The sequence below is a fragment of the Rhodococcus sp. IEGM 1409 genome (genome assembly GCF_030056735.1).
In the GTDB taxonomy this organism is placed as follows: Bacteria; Actinomycetota; Actinomycetes; order Mycobacteriales; family Mycobacteriaceae; genus Rhodococcus_F.
Genome location: NZ_JASHKN010000001.1, coordinates 55,912 through 77,286, shown reverse-complemented (window position 1 = coordinate 77,286; position 21,375 = coordinate 55,912). Strand labels below are relative to the sequence as shown.

The 21,375-nt window shown below is 62.9% G+C and carries 16 protein-coding genes; 6 read left to right on the top strand and 10 right to left on the bottom strand.

Annotated features, from left to right (window positions below):
• Positions 1 to 6: 6 nt before the first annotated feature.
• On the bottom strand, positions 7 to 1,077 hold the full coding sequence (locus QM716_RS00310; RefSeq protein ID WP_283302992.1) for a magnesium and cobalt transport protein CorA: 1,071 nt from the start codon (positions 1,075 to 1,077) through the stop codon (positions 7 to 9).
• Positions 1,078 to 1,269: 192 nt separating this feature from the next.
• Here QM716_RS00310 and QM716_RS00305 point away from each other — a divergent pair, with 192 nt between their 5' ends.
• From QM716_RS00305 to QM716_RS00290, 4 genes are all read left to right on the top strand, one after another.
• Positions 1,270 to 2,124: a PHP domain-containing protein gene (locus QM716_RS00305; protein WP_283301438.1), complete on the top strand. Its 855-nt coding sequence runs from the start codon at positions 1,270 to 1,272 to the stop codon at positions 2,122 to 2,124.
• Positions 2,121 to 2,735 carry a MarC family protein gene (locus tag QM716_RS00300; protein WP_452623349.1) on the top strand — a complete coding sequence of 205 codons (615 nt, stop codon included), beginning with the start codon at positions 2,121 to 2,123 and terminating at the stop codon, positions 2,733 to 2,735. Before QM716_RS00305 ends, QM716_RS00300 begins: the two co-directional genes overlap by 4 nt.
• Before the next feature lie 3 nt (positions 2,736 to 2,738).
• Positions 2,739 to 3,125, top strand: coding sequence for a hypothetical protein (locus QM716_RS00295; RefSeq protein ID WP_283301434.1), 387 nt, complete (start codon positions 2,739 to 2,741; stop codon positions 3,123 to 3,125).
• Between the two features lie 365 nt (positions 3,126 to 3,490).
• Entirely contained in the window at positions 3,491 to 4,684 is a 1,194-nt protein-coding gene (locus QM716_RS00290; RefSeq protein WP_283301432.1) for an NAD(P)-dependent malic enzyme, read from the top strand.
• A gap of 72 nt (positions 4,685 to 4,756) precedes the next feature.
• Here QM716_RS00290 and QM716_RS00285 read toward each other — a convergent pair whose 3' ends face one another.
• The 4 genes from QM716_RS00285 to QM716_RS00270 are packed head-to-tail and all read right to left on the bottom strand — an operon-like array spanning position 4,757 to position 8,219.
• The gene (locus QM716_RS00285; RefSeq protein WP_214885611.1) at positions 4,757 to 5,446 is read right to left on the bottom strand and encodes an ABC transporter permease; all 690 of its coding nucleotides are present in this window, start codon (positions 5,444 to 5,446) and stop codon (positions 4,757 to 4,759) included.
• Entirely contained in the window at positions 5,443 to 6,126 is a 684-nt protein-coding gene (locus tag QM716_RS00280; RefSeq protein ID WP_283301427.1) for an ABC transporter permease, read from the bottom strand. Before QM716_RS00280 ends, QM716_RS00285 begins: the two co-directional genes overlap by 4 nt.
• A gap of 4 nt (positions 6,127 to 6,130) precedes the next feature.
• The gene (locus QM716_RS00275; RefSeq protein WP_283301425.1) at positions 6,131 to 7,276 is read right to left on the bottom strand and encodes an ABC transporter ATP-binding protein; all 1,146 of its coding nucleotides are present in this window, start codon (positions 7,274 to 7,276) and stop codon (positions 6,131 to 6,133) included.
• Positions 7,277 to 7,280: 4 nt separating this feature from the next.
• Entirely contained in the window at positions 7,281 to 8,219 is a 939-nt protein-coding gene (locus tag QM716_RS00270; protein WP_283301423.1) for an ABC transporter substrate-binding protein, read from the bottom strand.
• Between the two features lie 206 nt (positions 8,220 to 8,425).
• Here QM716_RS00270 and QM716_RS00265 point away from each other — a divergent pair, with 206 nt between their 5' ends.
• A complete protein-coding gene (locus QM716_RS00265; RefSeq protein ID WP_283301421.1) occupies positions 8,426 to 9,307 on the top strand; it encodes a glycine betaine ABC transporter substrate-binding protein in 882 nt (293 codons plus the stop codon).
• A gap of 51 nt (positions 9,308 to 9,358) precedes the next feature.
• On the opposite strand, the gene QM716_RS00260 is transcribed toward QM716_RS00265, so the two are convergent.
• The 3 genes from QM716_RS00260 to QM716_RS00250 form a co-directional block, all read right to left on the bottom strand.
• Positions 9,359 to 10,300 carry an alpha/beta hydrolase fold domain-containing protein gene (locus QM716_RS00260; protein ID WP_283301418.1) on the bottom strand — a complete coding sequence of 314 codons (942 nt, stop codon included), beginning with the start codon at positions 10,298 to 10,300 and terminating at the stop codon, positions 9,359 to 9,361.
• Positions 10,301 to 10,380: 80 nt separating this feature from the next.
• Complete coding sequence (locus QM716_RS00255; RefSeq protein ID WP_283301416.1) at positions 10,381 to 11,211, bottom strand: SDR family NAD(P)-dependent oxidoreductase; 831 nt, start codon at positions 11,209 to 11,211, stop codon at positions 10,381 to 10,383.
• Complete coding sequence (locus tag QM716_RS00250; RefSeq protein WP_283301414.1) at positions 11,208 to 12,782, bottom strand: flavin-containing monooxygenase; 1,575 nt, start codon at positions 12,780 to 12,782, stop codon at positions 11,208 to 11,210. The genes QM716_RS00255 and QM716_RS00250 overlap by 4 nt, the downstream gene beginning before the upstream one ends.
• A gap of 71 nt (positions 12,783 to 12,853) precedes the next feature.
• On the opposite strand from QM716_RS00250, the gene QM716_RS00245 reads away from it, so the two are divergent.
• Positions 12,854 to 13,474 carry a TetR/AcrR family transcriptional regulator gene (locus QM716_RS00245; RefSeq protein ID WP_283301412.1) on the top strand — a complete coding sequence of 207 codons (621 nt, stop codon included), beginning with the start codon at positions 12,854 to 12,856 and terminating at the stop codon, positions 13,472 to 13,474.
• 106 nt (positions 13,475 to 13,580) lie between these two features.
• Here QM716_RS00245 and QM716_RS00240 read toward each other — a convergent pair whose 3' ends face one another.
• The gene (locus QM716_RS00240; protein WP_283301410.1) at positions 13,581 to 17,357 is read right to left on the bottom strand and encodes a multifunctional oxoglutarate decarboxylase/oxoglutarate dehydrogenase thiamine pyrophosphate-binding subunit/dihydrolipoyllysine-residue succinyltransferase subunit; all 3,777 of its coding nucleotides are present in this window, start codon (positions 17,355 to 17,357) and stop codon (positions 13,581 to 13,583) included.
• A 175-nt stretch (positions 17,358 to 17,532) separates the two neighbouring features.
• Positions 17,533 to 21,348, bottom strand: a complete 3,816-nt coding sequence (locus QM716_RS00235) for an ABC transporter ATP-binding protein (RefSeq protein ID WP_283301408.1) — start codon at positions 21,346 to 21,348, stop codon at positions 17,533 to 17,535.
• Between the last annotated feature and the right edge of the window lie 27 nt (positions 21,349 to 21,375).

The window sequence follows — 21,375 nt, the reverse complement described above, 5'->3', positions numbered from 1 at the left end:
AGTTGTTCACAGCCAGTTGTTGCGACGGAAGAGAAAGAACAAGCCGACACACACCGAAGCGATGAGACACAGGATGGACTGATAGCCGTATTTGTAGCCGAGTTCCGGCATGTTCTCGAAGTTCATTCCGTAGATACCGGCAACGCCAGTCGGCACGGCGGCGATGGCGACCCACGCGGAGATCTTGCGCATGTCGGTGTTTTGCTGCACCGCGATCTTCGCAAGTGCGGCATCGACCAGAGAACTCAACACCTCGTCGTATTCCGAGATGCGTTCGGACACGATCGTGTGGTGATCTCGGACGTCACGGAAGTACCGGCGGATCTCCTTCGGGACGAGACCGCCCGCGGGCTGGGTGAGTTGGAGCAGCGGCAATCCGAGTGGCGTGACCGAGCGTCGTAGTTCGACGATTTCACGTTTGAGCAGGTAGATGTGCTCGACGGCAACGGTGTTTCGCGGGTTGAACACCAATTCTTCCATGCTGTCGACATCCTGTTCGACCAGCTGAATGACGGAGAGATAGCTGTCGACGACGTGGTCGGTGATCGCGTGCAGCACCGCGAACGGGCCCATGGTGAGGCGCTCGGGGTTCTGCTCGAGTGACTTGCGTACGCTCGCCAGCTCGGAGTGATCTCCGTGGCGGACGGTCACCACGAAGTCAGGACCGACAAACACCATGATCTCGCCGGTTTCGACGATCTCGCTCGCCGTCGCCACTGACTCGTGCGGTACGTAGACGACCGTGCGCAGCACCAGGAACATGACGTCGTCGTAGCGTTCGAGTTTCGGACGCTCGTGTGCATGAACGGCATCTTCGACCATCAGCTCGTGCAGTCCGAAAGTTGCTGCGACATCTTGCATCTGACCTTCGTCGGGTGCATGCATGCCCACCCAGACGAACGCGTTGTCGCGACTACGAACCTCGGCAAGCGCGGCGCGGTGCGTGTACTTGCCCGGCAAACGGACGCCGTCCACGTAGACCGCGCAGTCGACGATCGCGCGGGCAGCAGGAACGGGGATCTTGGGCGCATCCACTTGCGTCGATTTGCCGTTCGACCAATTCGGCAGTGACGGCATGGTTGGCACGCTCGCTCCTTCTCGGTCTGTAATGCAGTGGAACCTGTAATGCGGTGGAACCTGTGATGCGGTGGAACGGCACTGCAGCGACACGTGATCGAATTGCGCTGCCGCTGCGGCGTAATCGTACGTCAGCCTCCGGCTCGCCCACCGGAGCGCGATGAAGTTGCCGATTGCTGACACACTGGAACAGTGCGAATAGACCTTCACACCCACTCCAACGCATCGGACGGCACCGATACCCCGGCTGCCCTCATGCGTGCCGCAGCCGACGCCGGACTCGACGTCGTCGCCATCACCGATCACGACACGACTTCAGGCTGGGCCGAGGCCGCGCACGCCTTACCGGCCGGCGTCAGCCTGGTTCGTGGGATGGAGATGTCGTGCGAGGGTCGAGGTGAGCGTGGTTGGCCGGTGGCCGTTCATCTTCTGGCGTACCTGTTCGATCCGACGCACCCCGAGTTCGCAAAAGAACGGGAGCGACTGCGCGCCGAACGCGTCGAACGTATCCGAGTGATGACGACCATGATGGCGCGCGACGGTCTGCCCGTCGATCCCGATCAGATCCTCGCCGACGCCGGTCCGTCTGTCGGACGCCCGCACGTCGCAGCGGCCTTGATGCGAGCCGGAGTGGTGTCGAGCATCAGCGAAGCCTTCTCCGACCTGTTGTCCAGTCGCGGGCGGTACGACGTGCCCAAGTACGACACTCCGCTCGAGTACGCCGTCGAGCTGGTGGCAGCGGCCGGGGGCGTGACCGTCCTTGCGCATGGACGGGCGCGTTCGCGCGGCGGACTGCTTGCACTCGACCACATCCGCGATCTGGCGGCGCTGGGTCTCGGGGGTCTCGAAGTCGATCACCCGGACCATCGCAGCGACGATCGCGACGTCCTGCGACGCCTGGCCGGCGACCTCGGACTGGCGGTGACCGGATCCTCGGACTATCACGGCGAGAACAAGACGATCGGACTCGGCGACGAGCTCACGGACGAGGCCGAGTTCGACAAACTCGTCTCTGCCGCCACCGGCGTGGAGGTACTGGGGCGCTGATGCTCGACACGACGCTTTATCTCACCGTGTTCATCACGCTCTTCGTGATCATGGACCCACCCGGAGTGATCCCGGTGTTCTTGTCACTGGTCGGCCGCAAGAGCCGTGAAGATCGCAATCGGGCGGCATGGCAGGCCCCGGCCGTCTCACTTGCGGTCATCTCGGTCTTTGCCATTGGTGGTCAGGCGATTCTCAACTACCTCCACATCGGCATTCCGGCGTTGCAGGGCGCAGGCGGACTGCTGCTGCTTCTCATCGCACTCGAACTGCTGACTGGCAAAGCGTCCAACCGTCCACAGGGAGCCGACGACGTCAACGTCGCACTCGTTCCGCTGGGGACGCCGATGATGGCAGGTCCCGGTGCGATTGCGGCCGTCATCGTCTTTGTCGCCCAAGCCGACGGTGAAGCGGGGTCGTATCTGGCGATCGCGCTGGCGATTTTGTCCATCCACCTCGTGCTGTTCGTGGTCCTGCGCTTCTCGACGGCACTGATCCGGATCCTGGGCGAGGGAGGCATCAGCCTGCTGGCACGCATCGCCGGTCTTCTACTCGCCGCCATCGCGGTTCAACTCATTGCGGAATCAGTCCGCGGATTCGTCGCGGGAGCGTAAGAGATGACATATGACGACCGGAACGACAGGTACGAGGACGAATACCAGTACCAGGATTATCAGGACTATCAGTACGAAGACGACTACGGCCAGTATCCCGCCGACAATCGTCAATGGCTGCTGGTCCGCGCTCTACGCGCCCTGAGCGGCACTGTGGCGGCCGGAATCGTGGTCTTGACACTCGTGATCATCGGTTCGGCATATCTGGGCGGAAACCGCGGATTCCCGGGTCCGGGAACGACATCGATCACTGCGCACATTTCGGCCTCGGTGGTTGCTCTTGCCGCGCAGATCTGGTGTGACCGCAGGCGGGGTATCGCGGCGGTTGCCGGATCGGTGGTCGTGCTCGTGGTTTCGGGGCTGTTGTTGGTGACGCAGTGGTGGGGATGACGGCTCGGGTTTGAGTGTGGTGAGGAATCCGACCGCTTGGAGGATTTGATTGTGATCCGACTCTGGTGGCAAACTGGAGTTACTTCGAGGCGGCGCCACAGCCCGGCCCCGAAGTGCAGGTTTCGTCAGGATTTCTCCCGGAACCTAGATTGCATGGACACGCCAGGGCTCACCCGCCCCACACCATGACGCTTCGGATGTATTGCGGCCCACTTTCTCGCGCACGCCGAATGCTCTTCTTCTCAGTAGTCGTTCGCGGAAGAAATGATCTCTGACCGTTGTGAACGTGATTTTTGCACCGGTCCGAAGGATTACTTCCCAGTAACCCAGCCCCGAATGAGGCTGGACTAATCAGGAGTGTCATCGTGTCCCTCGTGACTGAAGCCATCAACGTACCCAAGGTCGAGTTGACCGACGAAGAAATCTTTGCCGCTCACGTCGGTGGCAAGCTCTCGGTCGAGACCACCGCGCCGCTCGATACGCAGCGTGCCCTCTCGATCGCCTACACGCCGGGTGTTGCTCAGGTGAGCCGTGCCATTGCTGCAGATGAAACCCTCGCCGATCGATACACCTGGACCAACCGACTCGTCGTGGTGGTCAGTGACGGCACCGCGGTTCTCGGACTCGGTGACATCGGCCCGCGTGCCTCGCTGCCGGTCATGGAGGGTAAGTCGGCGCTGTTCAAGAATTTCGCCGGATTGAACTCGATTCCGCTGGTTTTCGATACCAAGGATCCTGACGAGATCGTCGAGACGCTCATTCGTCTGCGTCCGAGCTTCGGCGCGGTCAACCTGGAGGACATCTCGGCGCCGCGGTGCTTCGAGATCGAGAAGCGTGTCATCGAAGCGCTGGACTGCCCTGTCATGCACGACGATCAGCACGGAACTGCGATCGTGGTTCTCGCGGCGCTCAAGGGTGCAGTGAAGGTCCAGAGCCGCGACATCACTGCGCTCAAGGTCGTGATCTCCGGTGCCGGTGCTGCTGGTGTTGCCTGCGCGAACATCTTGCTTGCTGCGGGAATCGCCGATGTCATCGTGTTGGACTCGAAGGGCATCATCTCGGGGGAGCGCAGCGACCTCAACGAGGTGAAGGCAGAACTTGCGGCCCGCACCAATCCGCGTGATCTGCATGGTGGTGCCGTCGAGGCGCTCGAAGGTGCGGACGTGTTCCTCGGTGTGTCGGCGGGCAAGATCCCGGAGGAGCTCATCGCTTCGATGGCTTCCGAGTCGATCGTGTTCGCACTTTCCAACCCGGACCCGGAGATTCACCCTGAAACCGCGGCGAAGTACGCGGCGATCGTGGCGACGGGTCGTAGCGATTTCCCGAACCAGATCAATAACGTTCTCGCTTTCCCCGGTGTGTTCAAGGGTGCGCTCGACGCCGGTGCCCGTCGTATTACCGAAGGTATGAAGCTCGCTGCCGCCGAGGCAATCCTGTCGGTGGTCGGCGACGAGTTGGCGGCGGACAAAATCGTTCCCAGCCCTCTCGACCCTCGCGTGGCACCCGCAGTAGCGGAAGCCGTCGCGGCCGCAGCGCATGCTGAGGGCGTGACCAGCTAAGAGGGACTACGAAAGCCCCGATCGGAACCCGCACACAAGGTTCCGATCGGGGCTTTTTCGTGGGAACCCGAGCTACAGACGGGCGAGGTCGGGTGTTCGACGCAGCCTGCCGGTACCAGGAACGGAAGCCCAGACCACCAGTGCCAGTAAACCGTCGACGACAAGAGCCACAACCGCGACCAGGATTGCGCCGACGACCACGCGGTCGTACTTGTAGAGCGCGAGACCGTCGAAGATGTACCGGCCGAGGCCGCCGAGGTTGACGTAGGCGGCGACCGTCGCTGTGGCTATCACCTGCAGGGTCGCGTTACGTAATCCGCCGAGAATCAGCGGGAGCGCGTTCGGAATTTCGACTCGGAATAGCACCTGGAGTTCGGTCATACCCATTGCCCGCGCGGCCTCGACGACGCCACGGTCGACGCTGGCAATTCCGGCGTACGTACCGGCGAGGAGCGGAGGAATGCCGAGGATCACGAGCGCGAGAATCGGCGGCATCACCCCGAGTCCCATCAGCAGAACGAGGAAGGTCAGCAGGCCGAGTGTGGGCAGCGACCGCAGTGCGTTGACCAGACTGACGACCACGATCTCACCGCGGCGCAGATGGCCGATGAGCAATCCGATGGGCACCGCGATCACGGCCGAAAGTGCCACGGCCAGAACGCTGTACCACAGGTGCTGGAGAATCCGGGTGCCGATTCCGGTGTCGCCGCTCCAGTTGTCGGGATCGACGATGAAGTCCCAGGCTCCGGTGAAGATGCTCATACGGGTTCGCCCTCGGCTGACAGGACGGCGGGAACCTTCGACGAGGTCGATGTCCTGGTCCACGGCGTCAGGAACCGGCCGATCAGATACAGGATCAGATCGAGCGCCAGTGCCAGCACGACGATCGCGATGATGCCGGCAACGATCTGATCCGGGTAGTCGCGGTCGTAGCCCTGTTTGAACAGAACTCCCAGACCGCCGATTCCGATCAGCGATCCGACCGACACCAGCGAAATGTTGGTAACGGCAATAACTCTGATGTTCGCGATCATCACCGGCAGCGCCAACGGCAACTCGACCGTCAGGGCGCGTCGTAGTGGTGTGAACCCGACGGCGGTGGAGGCGTCGATGACGTTGTCCGGTACCGAGTCGAGTGCTTCGGGTACAGCCCGGATGAGCAGTGCCGTCGCATACACGCTGAGTGCGATCACGACGTTGAGCGGATCAAGGGTTTTGAGACCGAACAACTGGGGGATCGTGACGAACAGCGCGAGAGACGGAATCGTGAACGCGATGCTCGCCAGGGTCAACGTGATTCGGCGCAGCCACCGGACGTTGCGGATCGCTGTTCCTACCGGCACGGCAACCAGGAGACCGATCAGCAAGGGCAGCAGTGCGAGATAGAGATGGGTCTTCGAGTAGTCCACGACCGTCGAGAAATTGTCGATGAGCCAGCGCATGCCCCTACGCCCCGAATCCCTCGGTGAAGGCGACTCGGTTGCGTTCCTCGTCTTCGCGTCGACGCTGATCTGCCAATTTCGCAACGACTTCGGAACCGAGGATCCCGCCGATGACCGCGCCCTCGCCGTCGACGGCAACGCCGATACCGGAAGGCGACGAGATTGCCGCGTCGAGTGCTTGGCGGAGATCGCCGCCGGGGGAGAACAGGGAACCACCGGCCGACGTCGACTGAGCAAGGGTGCGTCCCGATCGCAGGCCTTCGACGCCGGTCACGTCGATCCATCCCTGGGGGCTTCCGCTGTCCGTGACCACGAGAACCCATTCACCCAATTCGAGACGCAGAGCTTTCAATTCGTTCTCTACGGCCGTCCGAACCGGGTGCAGAGGAACCTCGTCGGCAGCGCGGAAAGACAATCCGCGGTACCCGCGATCGCGTCCGACAAATCCGGCGACAAAATCCGTTGCCGGAGCGGCCAACACGTCGCGAGGCGCCGCCACCTGCTGCAGTCGTCCGCCGGGGCCGAAGACGGCAATGTGATCGCCGAGTTTGACTGCTTCGTCGATGTCGTGGGTGACAAAGACGATCGTCTTCTTCAGTTCGCTTTGCAGCCGGAGCATTTCGGTCTGCAGATCCTCACGCACCACAGGATCTACCGCGCTGAAGGGCTCGTCCATCAACAGGATCGGCGGATCAGCTGCCAAAGCACGGGCAACTCCCACACGTTGTTGCTGCCCACCTGAGAGTTGCCCGGGATAGCGAGTGGCAAGCGAGATGTCCAGACCGACTCGTTCGAGCACACCCAACGCGGCTTTACGTGCGGCGCGGCGGGACTCACCGCGCAGCACCGGAACCGTTGCGACGTTGTCGATCACAGTGCGGTGGGGAAGCAGGCCGGCATTCTGAATGACGTACCCGATGCCGAGACGCAATTTCACCGCGTCGGTCTGGGCGATGTCACGACCGTCGACGAAGATCTTGCCCGACGTCGGTGTGATCATCCGGTTGATCATGCGCATCGACGTCGTCTTGCCGCACCCGGACGGCCCCACGAACACCGTGAACGACTCGGCTTCGATGGTGAGATCGAGACGGTCGACGGCGGTGGTGCCGTCCGGATACTGCTTGGTGACATCCTCGAAGGTGATCACGTGACTACGAGACCGGCTTGTCGAGGCCCTGCGCCGTCACCCACGCCTTGGCCGCCGCTGCCGGCTCCGTTTTGGTGTCGCCGGACACCTGGACGTTGAGTGCCAACAATTCTTCGGTGGTGAGCTTGGCGGACACCGCATCGAGGACCGTCTTCAACTTGTCGGAAGACTTCGACGCGCGCAGCACCGGCACCACGTTCTGAGCCGGGAAATTGTTCTTCGGGTCTTCGAGAACCACGAAGTTGTTTTCCGGGATGGAGGCAGACGTCGTGAAGATGTTTGCCGCGGTGATGTCACCGGACGAGAGCGCCTTCACGGTTGCCGGTCCACCGCCGTCGGCGATCGGGACGAAGTTGGCAGCTGAGATGTCGAGACCGTAGTTGGACTTCAAACCGGGCAATCCGGCTGGACGTTCCTGGAACTCGGCCGGAGCACCGAACTTGACCTCGGCGGAATGCTGAGCCAGATCGGCGATCGTCTTCAGGTTCCACTTGTCGGCGGTTTCCTTGGTGACGACGACGGCGTCCTTGTCCTCGGCGGATGCGGGAGTCGCAATCGCCAATTCCGAACCGAGAGCTGCGGGAAGGGCAGCGAGGACGTCAGCGGAGCTGGTGGCTGTGCTGTCGGGATCCAAGTACTGCAGGAGGTTTCCCGTGTAATCCGGAATGACGCTGATGGACCCGTCCTTGAGCGCCGGAATGTACGCCTCACGGCTGCCGACGTTGAACGACGTGGACACATCGAACCCGTTGACACGCAGTGCTTCGGCATAGATGTTTGCGATCGTCTCGGATTCAGTGAAGTTGGCGGAGCCGACGACGACCGAGTTGGGATCGCTGTTGGAGTCACCGTCGCTGCTACCGCACGCTGTGAGCGCAGTGAGAGAGACGACAGTTGCCGCGGCTACGAGCCAACGGTTGGAACGAAATCGTGAGGTGCGCATGAGCGTCCTTCCGGTTTTTCGGGCGTCCCGTGTTTCGGGCGTCGGAAACCATCCCCTTGTGGCGAAGCCACCCGAGTGGCTTCGACGGCGCCGCCACCGAGTGGCTGCGTCAGGACTGGTTACCGCGCATCGCCCGACAAGTGTAACGATAGGTACCGACATGGCACGGTTTTCGATCCATGGGATTGGATGTGAGGATTTCGGTGATGAGCACGCGCACGAAGTATTCGACTGTTGTTGCAGCACTGATGGTCCTGCCGATTCTCAGCGGATGCGCAAACGGTGATTCGGTGGTAGAGGGTGCCGAAGCGGAGTCTCGTGACCAGATCGTGGTGGCCGCTGATGCATCGGTGGAGAGTTCGGTGTTGGCCGAGGTGTATTCGACGGTGCTCTCCTCCTCCGGCCTGTCGGCTCGCGTCGAATCGCTGGGAGGGGGCAGGAACCAATCCCTCGAGGCTCTGGACGCTGCGCGGGTCACGTTGGTGCCCGAGTTCACCGGCGCGCTGCTCGATCACTACGACTCTTCCGCCCCGGCTCGCAAGGCGGACGACGTCTTCGAAGCCTTGAGTCGCTCTCTGCCTGAGGGTCTTTCGGTCTCCGACTATGCGATGGCCGAAGACCGTGCGGTAGTTGCGCTCGACACCGCATACGCACAGTCGTTGGGAGCGAAGACGATAGAAGCCTTTGCCCCTTCGTGCGCCGCGGCGGCGCCGCTCGTCTCTGTGAGATTCGTCGAGGCCGGGGCGGTGGAGCAGTTGGCCGAGGGTGCCGAGTGTGTCTTTGCGGGCGTCGATCAGGCAACGCCGGCGGACGTACCCGGTGCGCAGGTATTCGGAACCACGACGCTGTCAGCGCTGGCGCAGTCCGATGCCGTCACGGTGCTCGCTGATTCGAATCACGTTCTGGCCGCGCAGAATGTCGTTCCGCTCTTTCGAACGGGTGCACTCGGAGATTCGGCGATCAAGGCGCTCAGCGTCGTTGCCGGTGAACTGTCCACCACCGACCTCGCTGCAATGATCGATCAGGTGCGGACCGGCAAGGCGTCAGCCTCGGAAGTTGCCCGCACCTGGTGGGACACCCGTCAGTAACAGGAACGGAGTGGGCCATCCGTCAGTGACATAGACGGAGTGGGCCATCCGTCAGTGACTGTTCGAGCCTACTGCTGAACTCGAATCATCCTTGGCGCGAATCAGTTTCGATGCGATGAAGCGGCCCAGATCGGCAACGGCGTCTGCTGCTTCCTTCACCAGTGACGCCTGTGCGTGAGCCACGTGCCACAGTCGTGCGTACTCGACCAGGGACACATCGACGCCGGCAGCGGAGAGCTTGTCGGTGAACGTCATGATCTGCGGGTAGAGAACTTCTTCGGACCCGACGTGAATCCTGGTGGGTGGCAATCCGCCGAGCTTCCCGTGCATAGGTGCGTAGCCGGGATCTGTGCGATCGCCGCCGGCAAGGTAAGCGTCGGCGGCGTCGAAGGACCACGCTGTATTGACGACCAGGTCGGCCTTTTTGGTGGCACCTCGATCTCCGGGATCGACCCACGGCGAGATCAACGCAAGCGCGCCGGGGGACACGCCGTGACGCTCGATCAGACGCAGAGCGGTCGCGGCGGCCAAACCGCCACCGGCCGAATCGCCGGCGATGGCAACGCGGTCTTCCGAATATTCGAACTCGGTGACCAACTGCATGAAGGCGGAGACCGCGTCGTCGAGAGCAGCGGGATACGGGTTCTCCGGTGCGAGACGGTAGTCCAGGGTGAAGACCGCGCTGGACGATTCACGCGCGAGGTGCGCTGCGAGAGAACGGTGGGTGGCCAGCGAACCCAGTGTGTACGCCCCGCCGTGCAGGTACAGAACTGCAGTGGGTCGCTCGGTTGCGCCGACGGTGATCTTCTCTGCCGGTCGGCAGGCGAGCTCCAGCGGGCGCACGACGGCGCCCGCTGGAACCTGCTGTAGCGGTGCCCCAGCCTCGAGCAACAGACGTTGAATCCGATACGGCAGTCGCGAGTTGAAAGCCAGACGGAAGTACGGCTTCAACAAGAATGCGACCACGGGCAGCGGAAGGGTGAACGTGCTCACCGGCAGGGCTCCTGACTCTGTAATCGAACGACGCTCTGAAACGAAGGGCGCTGGGAAACGAAGGACGCTGGGAAACGAACTCAGCTGGACTTGGGCATCATTCGACCGGCGACGATCGAGACGATGCGCTGGTAGCCCGATCCTACGAGGCGAACCCAGGCGTCGAGTGCGATTGCGTCCATGCCGATGAGAACGCGCGGCTTGCTCTTGCGAACGCCGTTGACGATCGTCTTGGCAGCATCTTCCGGCGTGGTGCGCGCGAGCTTGCGGTCGAAGAACTCGGAGAAGACCGCAAGATCTTCGCCCGGGCCTGCGGTGGCGTTGCGTGCGATGGCGGTCTTGATTCCGCCCGGGTGCACGCAGGTCACCTTCACCGGGTGCTTGGCGATCAGCATTTCCTGTCGAAGCGACTCGGTGAAGCCGCGAACGGCGAACTTTGCCGAGTTGTATGCGCTCTGACCCGGCATCGACAACAGACCGAAGAGGCTCGACACGTTCACGATGTGTCCGTCGCCTGAGGCGATGACGTGGGGAAGGAAAGCCTTGGTGCCGTTGACAACTCCCCAGAAGTCGACGTCCATGACGCGCTCGAAGTCCTTGAACTCGGACTTCTCGAAGGTGCCGTGGTACGCGATTCCGGCGTTGTTGTAGATCTGGTTGACCTTGCCGAAATGGGCGACAACCGCGTCGGCGTACTCGAGAACCGCTTCGCGCTGGGTGACGTCGAGATGGTCCGACTTCACCTCTGCTCCGATGGCCTCCACCAGACGCGTGGTCTCGGCCAGACCCACGGTGTCCACGTCGGAGATCGCCAACTTGGCGCCCTGGCCGGCCAGGTTCAGGGCGAGTGCGCGACCGATGCCCGATCCCGCTCCGGTGATGACTACGACCTTGCCTGCAAAATCACTCATTGTGCTACTGCCTTCTCGTCGTCGAGGTCGATCTGTGAAGTGGTTGCGGTGCCGACGGCGCCGAGATCCGACGTCGCGACGCTGCGGTACGCCGCGAGGTCGAAATGCTTGGTGGCATTGCGGAACTGGAAGGTGAAGCCCGGCCACAGGGTGGTGTTGTTTCCGTGCTTGTCCATGTACCAGCTGGCGCAACCGCCGTTGTTCCACACGCTCTTGGACATAGCTGCCTGCAGGTCCTTGTTGTACTTGTCCTGCTTGTCCTTGCGCACCTCGATGGTGCCGATGTCGTACTTGTCGATGGTGGCGATCGCGTCGACCAGGTAGTTGATCTGCGACTCGATCATGAAGACCATCGACGAATGTCCGAGGCCGGTGTTGGGTCCGACGAGGAAGAACAGGTTGGGGAAGTTGGCAACTGCCGCGCCCTTGTATCCCTGCATGCCGGTCTTTTCGAAGACCTCGGCGAGCGAGCGCCCGTCCTTGCCGAAGATTCCCGCGAAGGTGGGGGAGTCGGTGACGTGGAAACCGGTCGCCACGACGATGGCATCGATCTCACGCGTGGTGCCGGTCTTCGAAACGATCCCGTTGGCGGTGACCTCTTCGATGCCTTCGGTCACCAGATCTACATTGTCCTGGGCGAGGGTGGGGAAGTAGTTGTTCGAGATCAGCATGCGCTTGCAGCCGATCTGGAAGTTGGGCATGACCTTCTTACGGAGGTCCTTGTCCTTGATCTGAGCTTTAAGGTGACGCTCGGCGGCGAACTGCAGCGGCTTCATGAACACCGGCGCCTTGGCCAGGCCGACGACCTGCGTCTCACGCATCCAGTAGATGCCGGTTCGGCACAGCTTCTGGAAGCCGGGAAGGTACTTGAACGCGAGGTGTTCGATCTTGGTGTACTCGCGGTCTGCACGGGGCAGGATCCACGGCGCCGTGCGCTGGTACACGTCGAGATGCGAAACCTTCTTGCCGATGGCAGGCACGATCTGGATGGCGGAGGCGCCGGTTCCGATGACGGCCACGCGCTTGCCGGTCAGATCGGCGTCGTGGTTCCAGCGCGAGGAGTGGAAGATCTCGCCCTTGAAGCCGTCGATGCCCTTGATGTCCGGAGGTGAAGGCTCACACAGTGCGCCGACGGCCGAGACCACGATCTTTGCGACAAATTCGCCCTTGTTGGTGCTGATGTGCCACCGGGCGGACGCTTCGTCCCAACGGGCGGAGAGTACGTCGCAGCCGAAGATGTGCTTGTCGAGCACCTTGTGGCGGTTGGCCACCGACTGGATGTACTTGTAGATCTCAGGCTGAGTGGAGAAGGAGCGCGTCCACTCCGGGTTGAGTGCAAAAGAGTACGAGTACAAATGCGACGGCACGTCACACGCGGCGCCCGGGTAGCTGTTGTCGCGCCACGTTCCACCGACGTCGTTGCCGCGCTCGAGGACGACGTAGTCGGTGATGCCGGCCTGTGCCAGTTTGATCGCCGCACCAAGACCGGCGAAACCACTGCCGATGATCAGTGTGCCGACGTGGCGAGTATCCGCGGCAGGTGCTGAAGTATCTGTAACTGGAAGACTCATGTAGGGAACGATATGCCTTTATTGAGCCGCGGTCAATAGCTTATTGACGAGTATTCAGTAGTCTATTGGGCATGGACGCAGTAAAGCGAACGCGACTCGACCCTGCACAACGCCGAGCACAACTGATCGATCTCGGCGCGCGCATGCTGGCCGAACGGCCGCTCGAACAGATTTCCGTCGAGGACATCGCCGATCAGGCTGGAGTATCGCGTGGGCTTCTGTTCCACTACTTCGCGTCGAAAAGCGAGTTCCATCTGGCGATCGTCCGGCACAGCAGTGAACAGATGCTCCAGCGCACCGAGCCGAGCGAATCGGACGATCCGATGCTCACCCTGCGGTCGGTGCTGGCGTCGTACGTCGACTACGTGACCGAGAACCGCAACACATACGTCTCGCTGCTCCGAGGGACCGCCAGCGGGGATCCGCAGATGCGCGAGGTGTTCGAGCAGACCCGCGACATCATGGCCAACAGGACCCTCGATCAGCTCCCGAAGATCGGCCTGACGCGAACGCCTCAGGTGGAGTTGGCCGTTCGCGGATGGATCGCGTTTGTCGAGGAAGCCACCATCAGTTGGCTCCGCGCGCCGGCCATCACCCGCGAGGAACTGATCGACCTGACAGTTCAGTCGTTGCCTGCGTTGGCATTGGCTGCCGTCGGTTTCGATGCCGGACCGGATCTGGGTCTGCTGTAATCGATTTGATCGCAGCCGAGAAAGGCCGGGCCCCACACTCCTTGCGGAATGTAGGGCCCGGCCTTCATGGCTTGCCACTATCAGTTGGTCGGCAGGAACGCCACTATCAGTTGGTCGGCAGGAACGCCTCGTCCAAGATCTCCTGCTGCTCCACCGCGTGAACCTTGCTCGATCCCGAGGAGGGAGCGGACATCGGACGACGCGAGATGCGCTTGATGCCGGTCAGGGTCTCCGGCAGCAGGTCCGGCAGTGCCAGTCCGAGGAACGGCCAAGCACCCTGGTTCGCGGGCTCTTCCTGGACCCAACGGAACTGATCCGCATTCGGGTAACGGTCCAGGGTCTCCTTGAGGCGACGCTTCGGAACGGGGTAAAGCTGCTCCATACGCACGATTGCGATGTCGTCGCGCTCGTCCTTGTGCTTCTTCGCCAGGAGTTCCCAGTACAGCTTGCCGCTGACCAGCAGAACCCGCTTGACCGATTCGCGGGCGCTTTCCCCGCTCTCGAATGCAGGCTCCTCGAAGACCGAACGGAACTTGCCCGTCGTGAAGTCCTCGACGTTGCTGACTGCAGCCTTGTTACGCAGCATCGACTTGGGCGTGAAGACCACCAGCGGACGGCGGATGCCGTCGAGGTGATGGCGACGCAGCAGGTGGAAGTAGCTGGCCGGAGTCGACGGAACCGCGACGGTCATCGAGCCTTCGGCGCACAGCTGAAGGAAACGCTCGATGCGACCGGAGGTGTGGTCCGGACCCTGACCCTCGTGACCGTGCGGCAGGAGCAGCACGACGTCGGAGAGCTGACCCCACTTGGCCTCGCCCGAAGAGATGAACTCGTCGATGATGGTCTGCGCGCCGTTGACGAAGTCACCGAACTGCGCTTCCCACAGGACGAGAGCGTCGGGGTTGCCGACCGAGTAGCCGTACTCGAAGCCCAGACCCGCGTACTCGGTGAGTGCGGAGTCGTAGACCATGAACTTGCCGCCGTTTTCGGCGTCGGCCGCGATCTTGGCGATCGGGCTGTACTCGTTGCCGGTCTTGCGGTCGATGAGAACCGAGTGGCGCTGCGTGAACGTTCCGCGCTTGGAGTCCTGACCTGCGAGGCGGATCAAAGCGCCCTGCTCGGCCAACGAGCCGAACGCGAGCAACTCGGCGAACGCCCAGTCGACATGTCCGTCACGAGCCATCTCGCGACGCTTCTCGGCGACCGGCTTGACGCGCGGGTGCACGGTGAAGCCCTCGGGAACATTGACGAACGCGTCGCCGATGCGCTCGAGAACCTCGGGAGCGACAGCCGTTGTGAGGCGGGCCGGCGGAGTCTGGTCGAGTTCGACGGACTCGGACGGTTCGGGCTGGAACTTCTCGAGTTCACGGACCTCGTTGAAGACCCGTTCGAGCTGGCCCTGGTAGTCGCGAAGTGCGTCTTCGGCTTCCTTGAGCGAGATGTCACCGCGACCGATGAGGGACTCGGTGTAGCTCTTACGAACGCTGCGCTTGGTGTCGATGACGTCGTACATGGCCGGCTGGGTCATCGACGGGTCGTCGCCCTCGTTGTGACCGCGCCGGCGGTAGCAGATGAGGTCGATGACGACGTCCTTGCCGAACTTCTCACGGAAGTCGACGGCCAGCTGAGCAACCCAGACACAAGCTTCGGGGTCGTCGCCGTTGACGTGGAAGACCGGTGCGGCGATCATCTTCGCGACGTCGGTGCAGTACTCGGACGAACGTGAATGTTCCGGTGCAGTGGTGAAGCCGACCTGGTTGTTCACGACGATGTGCACGGTGCCGCCGGTGCGGTAACCGCGCAGCAGCGAGAGGTTCAGCGTCTCGGCGACAACACCCTGACCGGCGAATGCAGCGTCGCCGTGCAGCATGAGCGGCAGGACGGTGAAGCCTTCTTCGCCCTTGTCGAGGATGTCCTGCTTGGCGCGAACCAGGCCTTCGAGAACCGGGTCGACGGCCTCGAGGTGCGACGGGTTTGCGGTCAGTGAGACAGCGATGTCGTTGTCACCGAACATCTGGATGTACGTTCCGCTGGCACCCAAGTGGTACTTCACGTCACCGGAGCCGTGAGCGGCTGCCGGGTTCATGTTGCCCTCGAACTCCGTGAAGATCTTGGAGTACGGCTTGCCGACGATGTTGGCCAGCACGTTGAGTCGACCACGGTGCGGCATACCGATGACGACCTCGTCGAGCTGGTGCTCGGCGGCCTGGTCGATCACGGCGTCCATCATCGGGATGACGGCTTCGGAACCCTCGAGCGAGAAGCGCTTCTGGCCGACGTACTTGGTCTGCAGGAACGTCTCGAAGGCCTCGGCGGCGTTGAGCTTACTCAGGATGTACTTCTGCTGAGCGACCGAAGGCTTGGCGTGATGGCCTTCGACGCGGTCCTGGATCCACTGACGCTGATCCGTCTCGAGGATGTGCGTGTACTCGACACCGACGTGGCGGCAGTACGCGTCGCGCAGCACGCTCAACACGTCGCGCAGCTTCATCTTCTCTTGGCCGTGGAAGCCGCCGACCTTGAACTCGCGGTCCAGATCCCACAGCGTCAGGCCGTGGCTGATGACGTCGAGGTCGGGGTGGCTGTGGAACTTGTCCTTGACGAACTGCAACGGGTCCGTGTCGGCCATGAGGTGGCCGCGGTCACGATATGCAGCGATCAATTCGAGAACACGGGTGTTCTTGTCGACGGCGCCTTCCGGCACGTCCTTGCGCCAACGCACCGGCTCGTACGGGTTGCCGAGCGCGTGGAAGATCTCGTCGTAGAACTGGTCGCTGATCAGCAGGTTGTGGATCGTGCGCAGGAAATCGCCCGACTCGGCACCCTGGATGATGCGGTGATCGTAGGTCGAGGTGAGGGTCATCAGCTTGCCGACGCCCATCTCGGCCAGCTTCTCGTCGCTGGCGCCCTGGAACTCGGCGGGGTATTCCATCGCGCCGGCGCCGATGATGGCGCCCTGGCCCTTCATCAGGCGGGGAACGGAGTGAACCGTGCCGATGCCGCCCGGGTTGGTCAGCGAGATGGTGACGCCGGTGAAGTCTTCGCCGGTGAGCTTGCCTTCGCGGGCACGGCGGACGATGTCCTCGTATGCCGCGTGGAACTGGACGAAGTTCATCGACTCGGTGTTCCGGATGGCGGCAACTACCAGTGAGCGGTTGCCGTCCTTGCCGGGAAGGTCGATCGCGAGTCCGAGATTGGTGTGCTCGGGCGTGACCGCGTTCGGCTTGCCGTCGATTTCGGCGAAGTGCCGGTTCATGTTGGGGAACGCGTTGACTGCCTGGATGATCGCGTAACCCAGGAGGTGGGTGAACGAGATCTTGCCGCCACGAGTACGCGCGAGGTGGTTGTTGATGACGATGCGGTTGTCGAACATCAGCTTCGCGGGGATGGCACGCACGCTGGTTGCTGTCGGGATCTCGAGCGAGAGCGACATGTTCTTGACGACTGCGGCTGCGGCGCCGCGGAGAACCTTGGTTTCCTCGGCTCCGCCGGCAGGGGCTGGCTTCGCAGGAGCTGCCGCGGGCTTGGCTGCTGCAGGCTTGGCTGCTGAAGACTGGGAAGGGGCGGCCTTGGCGGCGGGCGCTGCCGTCTTCGCGGGGGCCGGTGCGGCAGCCTTGGCAGGCGGCGCAGGAGGTGCGGTCTTTGGGGCGGGAGGCGTGGCCTTGGGAGCAGCAGGTGGAGCTACAACAGCGGCGGGTGCAGCCGCGTTGCCGTTCGAGGCAGTCCCGTTTCCACCTCCCGTGTTCGCCGAGTCCGGCGAGTAATCGGTCAAGAATTCGTGCCAACTGGGATCCACGGACGACGGGTCGTCCTGGAAGCGTTGGTACATCTCGTCAACCAGCCACTGGTTCTGTCCGAATTGGGATGTAGAACTGCTGCTCACGGCAGGTGTTCGCCTCGTTTCTATTTCGGTACCCGATCAGAGCGCCTATATACATGAGATTAGCCCGAGCGTGTGACGAGCAATTGTGCGGCACACAATTTGTGAGCTGTCTCACGGAAGTCCGTGATCTTGCGATCGCGCACTCGCTCTCGGCGGTACAAATCCGTGCCGACTGTCACGCGACGGGGTTGCCTTCGATGACAGTTCTCGACATCAGATTATTCCCCTCACGCGCCTGCGATGCATCCCAGAGTCCCGAGTAGTGACCACCGGCATACCGCAGAACATCGTGCGGGCCGTATTCAACGATACGTCCCCGGTCAACTACGACAACGAGGTCCGCTCGGGCAGCGGTGGCGAGGCGGTGAGCCACGACGACCGACGTCCGTTTCCGGGTGACCGACCGACTTGCTTCGAGCACCATTCGTTCGGTCGCGGGATCGAGCGTCGCGGTCGCCTCGTCGAGGAGCAGAAGGTCCGGGTCGACCAGTTCGGCACGGGCCAATGCGATCAGTTGACGCTGGCCTGCCGAGAGCCCCTGGCCACGCTCTCCAACGGGATGATTCATGCCTCCACGCATGTCGGCTATCGAATTCAGGGCGCCGACGGAGCGCGCCGCTTCCTCGATCTCCGCATGCGAAGCCGAAGGCCTGCCGTACGCGATGTTGTCGGCGACCGTGCCGGTGAACAGATGCGCTTCTTGTGGGACTACGCCGAGACGACGTCGGTACTGCGGGAGATGGAAGTTCCGGATGTCGGTTCCGTCCACGTCGACGGATCCGGACGTCGGGTCGTAGAAGCGGGCGAGCAACTTCACCACCGTCGACTTTCCGGCACCGGTTCGGCCGACGAGAGCGACCGTCGTGCCCGGCGGAATCTGCAGAACGAAGTCGGAGAGCGCGTCGACGGCCGCGCCCGAGTACCGGAACCCGACTCCGTCGAGATGGACGGCGCCGTCGAGCCGTCCGGAAATCGTGATCAGATCCTCGCTGTCGGCTGTCTCGATCGAACTTCGAGTGCGCAGCAGGTCGCCGATTCGCTGCAATCCGACGTTTGCCTGTTGGTAACCATCGAAGACTTGTGAGAGTTGCTGAATCGGTCCGAACAGCAGACCGAGGTAGAGCACGAACGCGATCAGTACGCCGGGCGACGTCGACCCGTTGGCGATCTGGTGCGCGCCGACGAACACGACCGCGGCCAACGCGAGGTCGGACAGGAACGAGATGAACGGGAAGTAGATCGAGATGGCTCGCTGCGACCGCATCCGCGATCGGCGGTAGCTCTCGGAGCGTTCTGCGAACCTGCGCGCCGCACCTTCCTCGCGGCGGTATGCCTGAGCCGCTCGCAGGCCGGCGATGTTCTCCTGGAAGTCGGCATTGACGAGCGAGATCCGCTCGCGCGACTGGCTGTAGGCCACCGAGGAGATCTTGCGGAAGATCACGGTTGCGACCACGAGCGGTGGGATGACGGCCAGCGCCACCAGGCCGAGCGTCACGTCGGTCGCCAGGAGCGCGATCGAAATTCCGCCGACGGTCAGGACGCTCACGATCGCCGTCGACATGCCGGTCTGGATGAACGACGAGAGCGCGTCGACGTCGGTGGTCATGCGCGTCATGATGCGCCCGGACAGTTCTCGTTCGTAGTAGTCGAGGCCTAGTCGCTGCAGGTGTGCGTAGCTGCGGACGCGGAGTCCGAACAACACGCGTTCACCTGCCCTGGCGGTGAGCACCGTCATGACCGCGACGACAACCCAGTCTGCGGCGACCAGGAGCGCGCCGAACGCCGTCGCGATCCAGAGCGTGCTGCTGTCCGCGGTCACGACCCCGTGGTCGATTGCATATCTGACGAGGGAGGGGAACGCGATCGCTGCGGCCGAGTCCAGAGCAAGACATGCGACTACTGCCAGCAGAACCCAGCGAACCGGCCTCAGGATTTGTCGGAGTGAGAAGTGCGGATTCGATTCGCGCAGACTTTCGGGTGCGACTCCGGGATCTTCGTGCGCGGGCGGAAGAGCGTCGACTGCTGCCCGTAGGGACGGCGTCACCGCGATTCCGCTGAGTGCTCCGGCCATCGGACCGCCTGCACCCTGCGAGGCACTGGTGGTGTTGTCGGCTTCGGATTCCGGTGCCTGCGGCCACAACTGTGCGGTTGTCGGCTCGCGGCGGTCACGTCCGAAGGCATCGGAGTCGTCCTCGTCCTCGTCGAGTTCGGCTGGTAGTTCCGGCGCGGAGGAGAACAGGGCCCGAAAGAGGGGACATCGTGCTTCCAGCTCGTCCACGGTTCCGGAGTCGATGATCCGTCCGCCGTCGAGTACGGCGACCCGGTCCGCCAGCGTCAGGGTGGATCGCCGGTGGGCGAGGATCAGGGTGGTCTGCCGTCGTCTGGCTCGGAACGCGTCGAAGATCGCGGCTTCGGTTGCCGCGTCGACCGCGGAAGTCGCGTCGTCGAGGACCAGGATCCGCGGGTCGACGAGCAGGGCTCTGGCCAGTGCGATGCGCTGACGCTGTCCGCCCGACAGCGTCAGGCCGCGTTCGCCGACGACGGTGTCGTACCCGTCCGGGAGTGCCTCGATGAAGGCGTCTGCCTGTGCCAAAGCCGCGGCGGCACGGATCTCCTCGCCGGAGGCGTCCTCGCGGCCCAGCGCGATGTTGGCGGCGATGGTGTCCGAGAACAGGAATGGTTCGTCGAATACCAGGCTGACGGCGGCACGAAGCTGTTCACTGCGCAGTTCGGCGACGGGGAACGTCTCGCCGGCGGTATCGACGCTCACGACACCCGAAGACGGTGCGTAGAACCGGGGGAGAAGCAAAGACAACGCAGTCTTTCCCGACGCCGCCGGGCCTACGACGGCGACGGTCTCGCCTGGTTCTATGCGGAGGTTCAGCCCGGTCAGGACCTCGCGTTCGGTGTCGAACCCGAATGCGACGTCTTCGAAGGTAACTCCGAGCGGACCGTCGGGCAGGTCCACCGGATGGTCAGGATCGGCAATGTCGGGCTGGGCGTTGATGACGTCGTAGACACGCTCGACGGCGGCGCGCGCCAGCTGCGCCATGACGATCACCGACGACAGTGTTCGGGTGACTCCGGTCATCGTGACGATGTAGGTGGCGAACGCGAGAAACGTTCCCACAGTGATCTTGTCGTGTAGCGCGAGATACCCACCGAGGGCGATCACTCCCACCTGCCCGAGCTGTGGCAAAGCAGCCATGGTCGGGGCGAATCTTGCGTTCAACCACGCGGAGCGAAGCCGCTCCGCGTACAGCGTGCGACTGTGCTTTTCGAGCTGGTCGACGGCTCGTTGTTCCTGCCCGAATCCCTTGACGACGCGAACGCCCGTGACGGTTTCCTCGACGTGTTGGGCGAGGTCGGCTGCCCGCTGCTGCGCGGACCACGTTGCGGCGAAAAGCATCGGTCGCATCAGGAACACCACGAGTCCTACTGCGGGGATGACGGCGACAGCGACGAGAGTCAGCAGCGGCGAGAGCCATGCCATGATGCCGATCGCGAGCACGAACTGCAGGAGCGCACCCGCCGACATCGGCACCATCGCGAGCAAGCCCTGGACGAGTTGTAGATCGGTGATGGACCGGGAGACCACCTGTCCCGTGCGGATCTGATCCTGTCCTCGTCCGTCGAGGCGTTGCAGTGAGCCGAGGAGGGCAAGTCGCAAGTCGTGTTGAACGTCGAGCGAGAGTCGGCCGGCCAGCATCCGCCGGCCGTACTGGCACGCGAAGCGAACAATCGCGAGCAACGCGATCGCCAATGCGACGAAACCGATCACCTTGCCAGGGTTCTCCTGGCCGGCGGCGTCGAGCGCATAGCGGGTCAAGAGCGGAAACGAGATGTCGATCGCAGAAGCGATGACGGTAACGAGAAGCGCGCCGATGGCAACTCTTCGGTGCAACCAGCATGCGTGGGCCAAGCGGCGGATCCAGCCCGGAGCTCGATCCGCCTCTTCGGCTACCGGACTGTCCGTGTTGATCGTGTTCATCGAGATCCACGGTAGACCCGGCCCCAG

Bases quoted from the DNA above. Each gene is read 5' to 3' on its own strand.
- QM716_RS00270 (WP_283301423.1), bottom strand. From the start codon at position 8,219: ATGCGCACCTCACGATTTCGTTCCAACCGTTGGCTCGTAGCCGCGGCA.
- QM716_RS00235 (WP_283301408.1), bottom strand. From the start codon at position 21,348: ATGAACACGATCAACACGGACAGTCCGGTAGCCGAAGAGGCGGATCGA.
- QM716_RS00280 (WP_283301427.1), bottom strand. From the start codon at position 6,126: ATGCGCTGGCTCATCGACAATTTCTCGACGGTCGTGGACTACTCGAAG.
- QM716_RS00295 (WP_283301434.1), top strand. From the start codon at position 2,739: ATGACATATGACGACCGGAACGACAGGTACGAGGACGAATACCAGTAC.
- QM716_RS00310 (WP_283302992.1), bottom strand. From the start codon at position 1,077: ATGCCGTCACTGCCGAATTGGTCGAACGGCAAATCGACGCAAGTGGAT.
- QM716_RS00255 (WP_283301416.1), bottom strand. From the start codon at position 11,211: ATGAGTGATTTTGCAGGCAAGGTCGTAGTCATCACCGGAGCGGGATCG.
- QM716_RS00265 (WP_283301421.1), top strand. From the start codon at position 8,426: ATGAGCACGCGCACGAAGTATTCGACTGTTGTTGCAGCACTGATGGTC.
- QM716_RS00245 (WP_283301412.1), top strand. From the start codon at position 12,854: ATGGACGCAGTAAAGCGAACGCGACTCGACCCTGCACAACGCCGAGCA.
- QM716_RS00250 (WP_283301414.1), bottom strand. From the start codon at position 12,782: ATGAGTCTTCCAGTTACAGATACTTCAGCACCTGCCGCGGATACTCGC.
- QM716_RS00285 (WP_214885611.1), bottom strand. From the start codon at position 5,446: ATGAGCATCTTCACCGGAGCCTGGGACTTCATCGTCGATCCCGACAAC.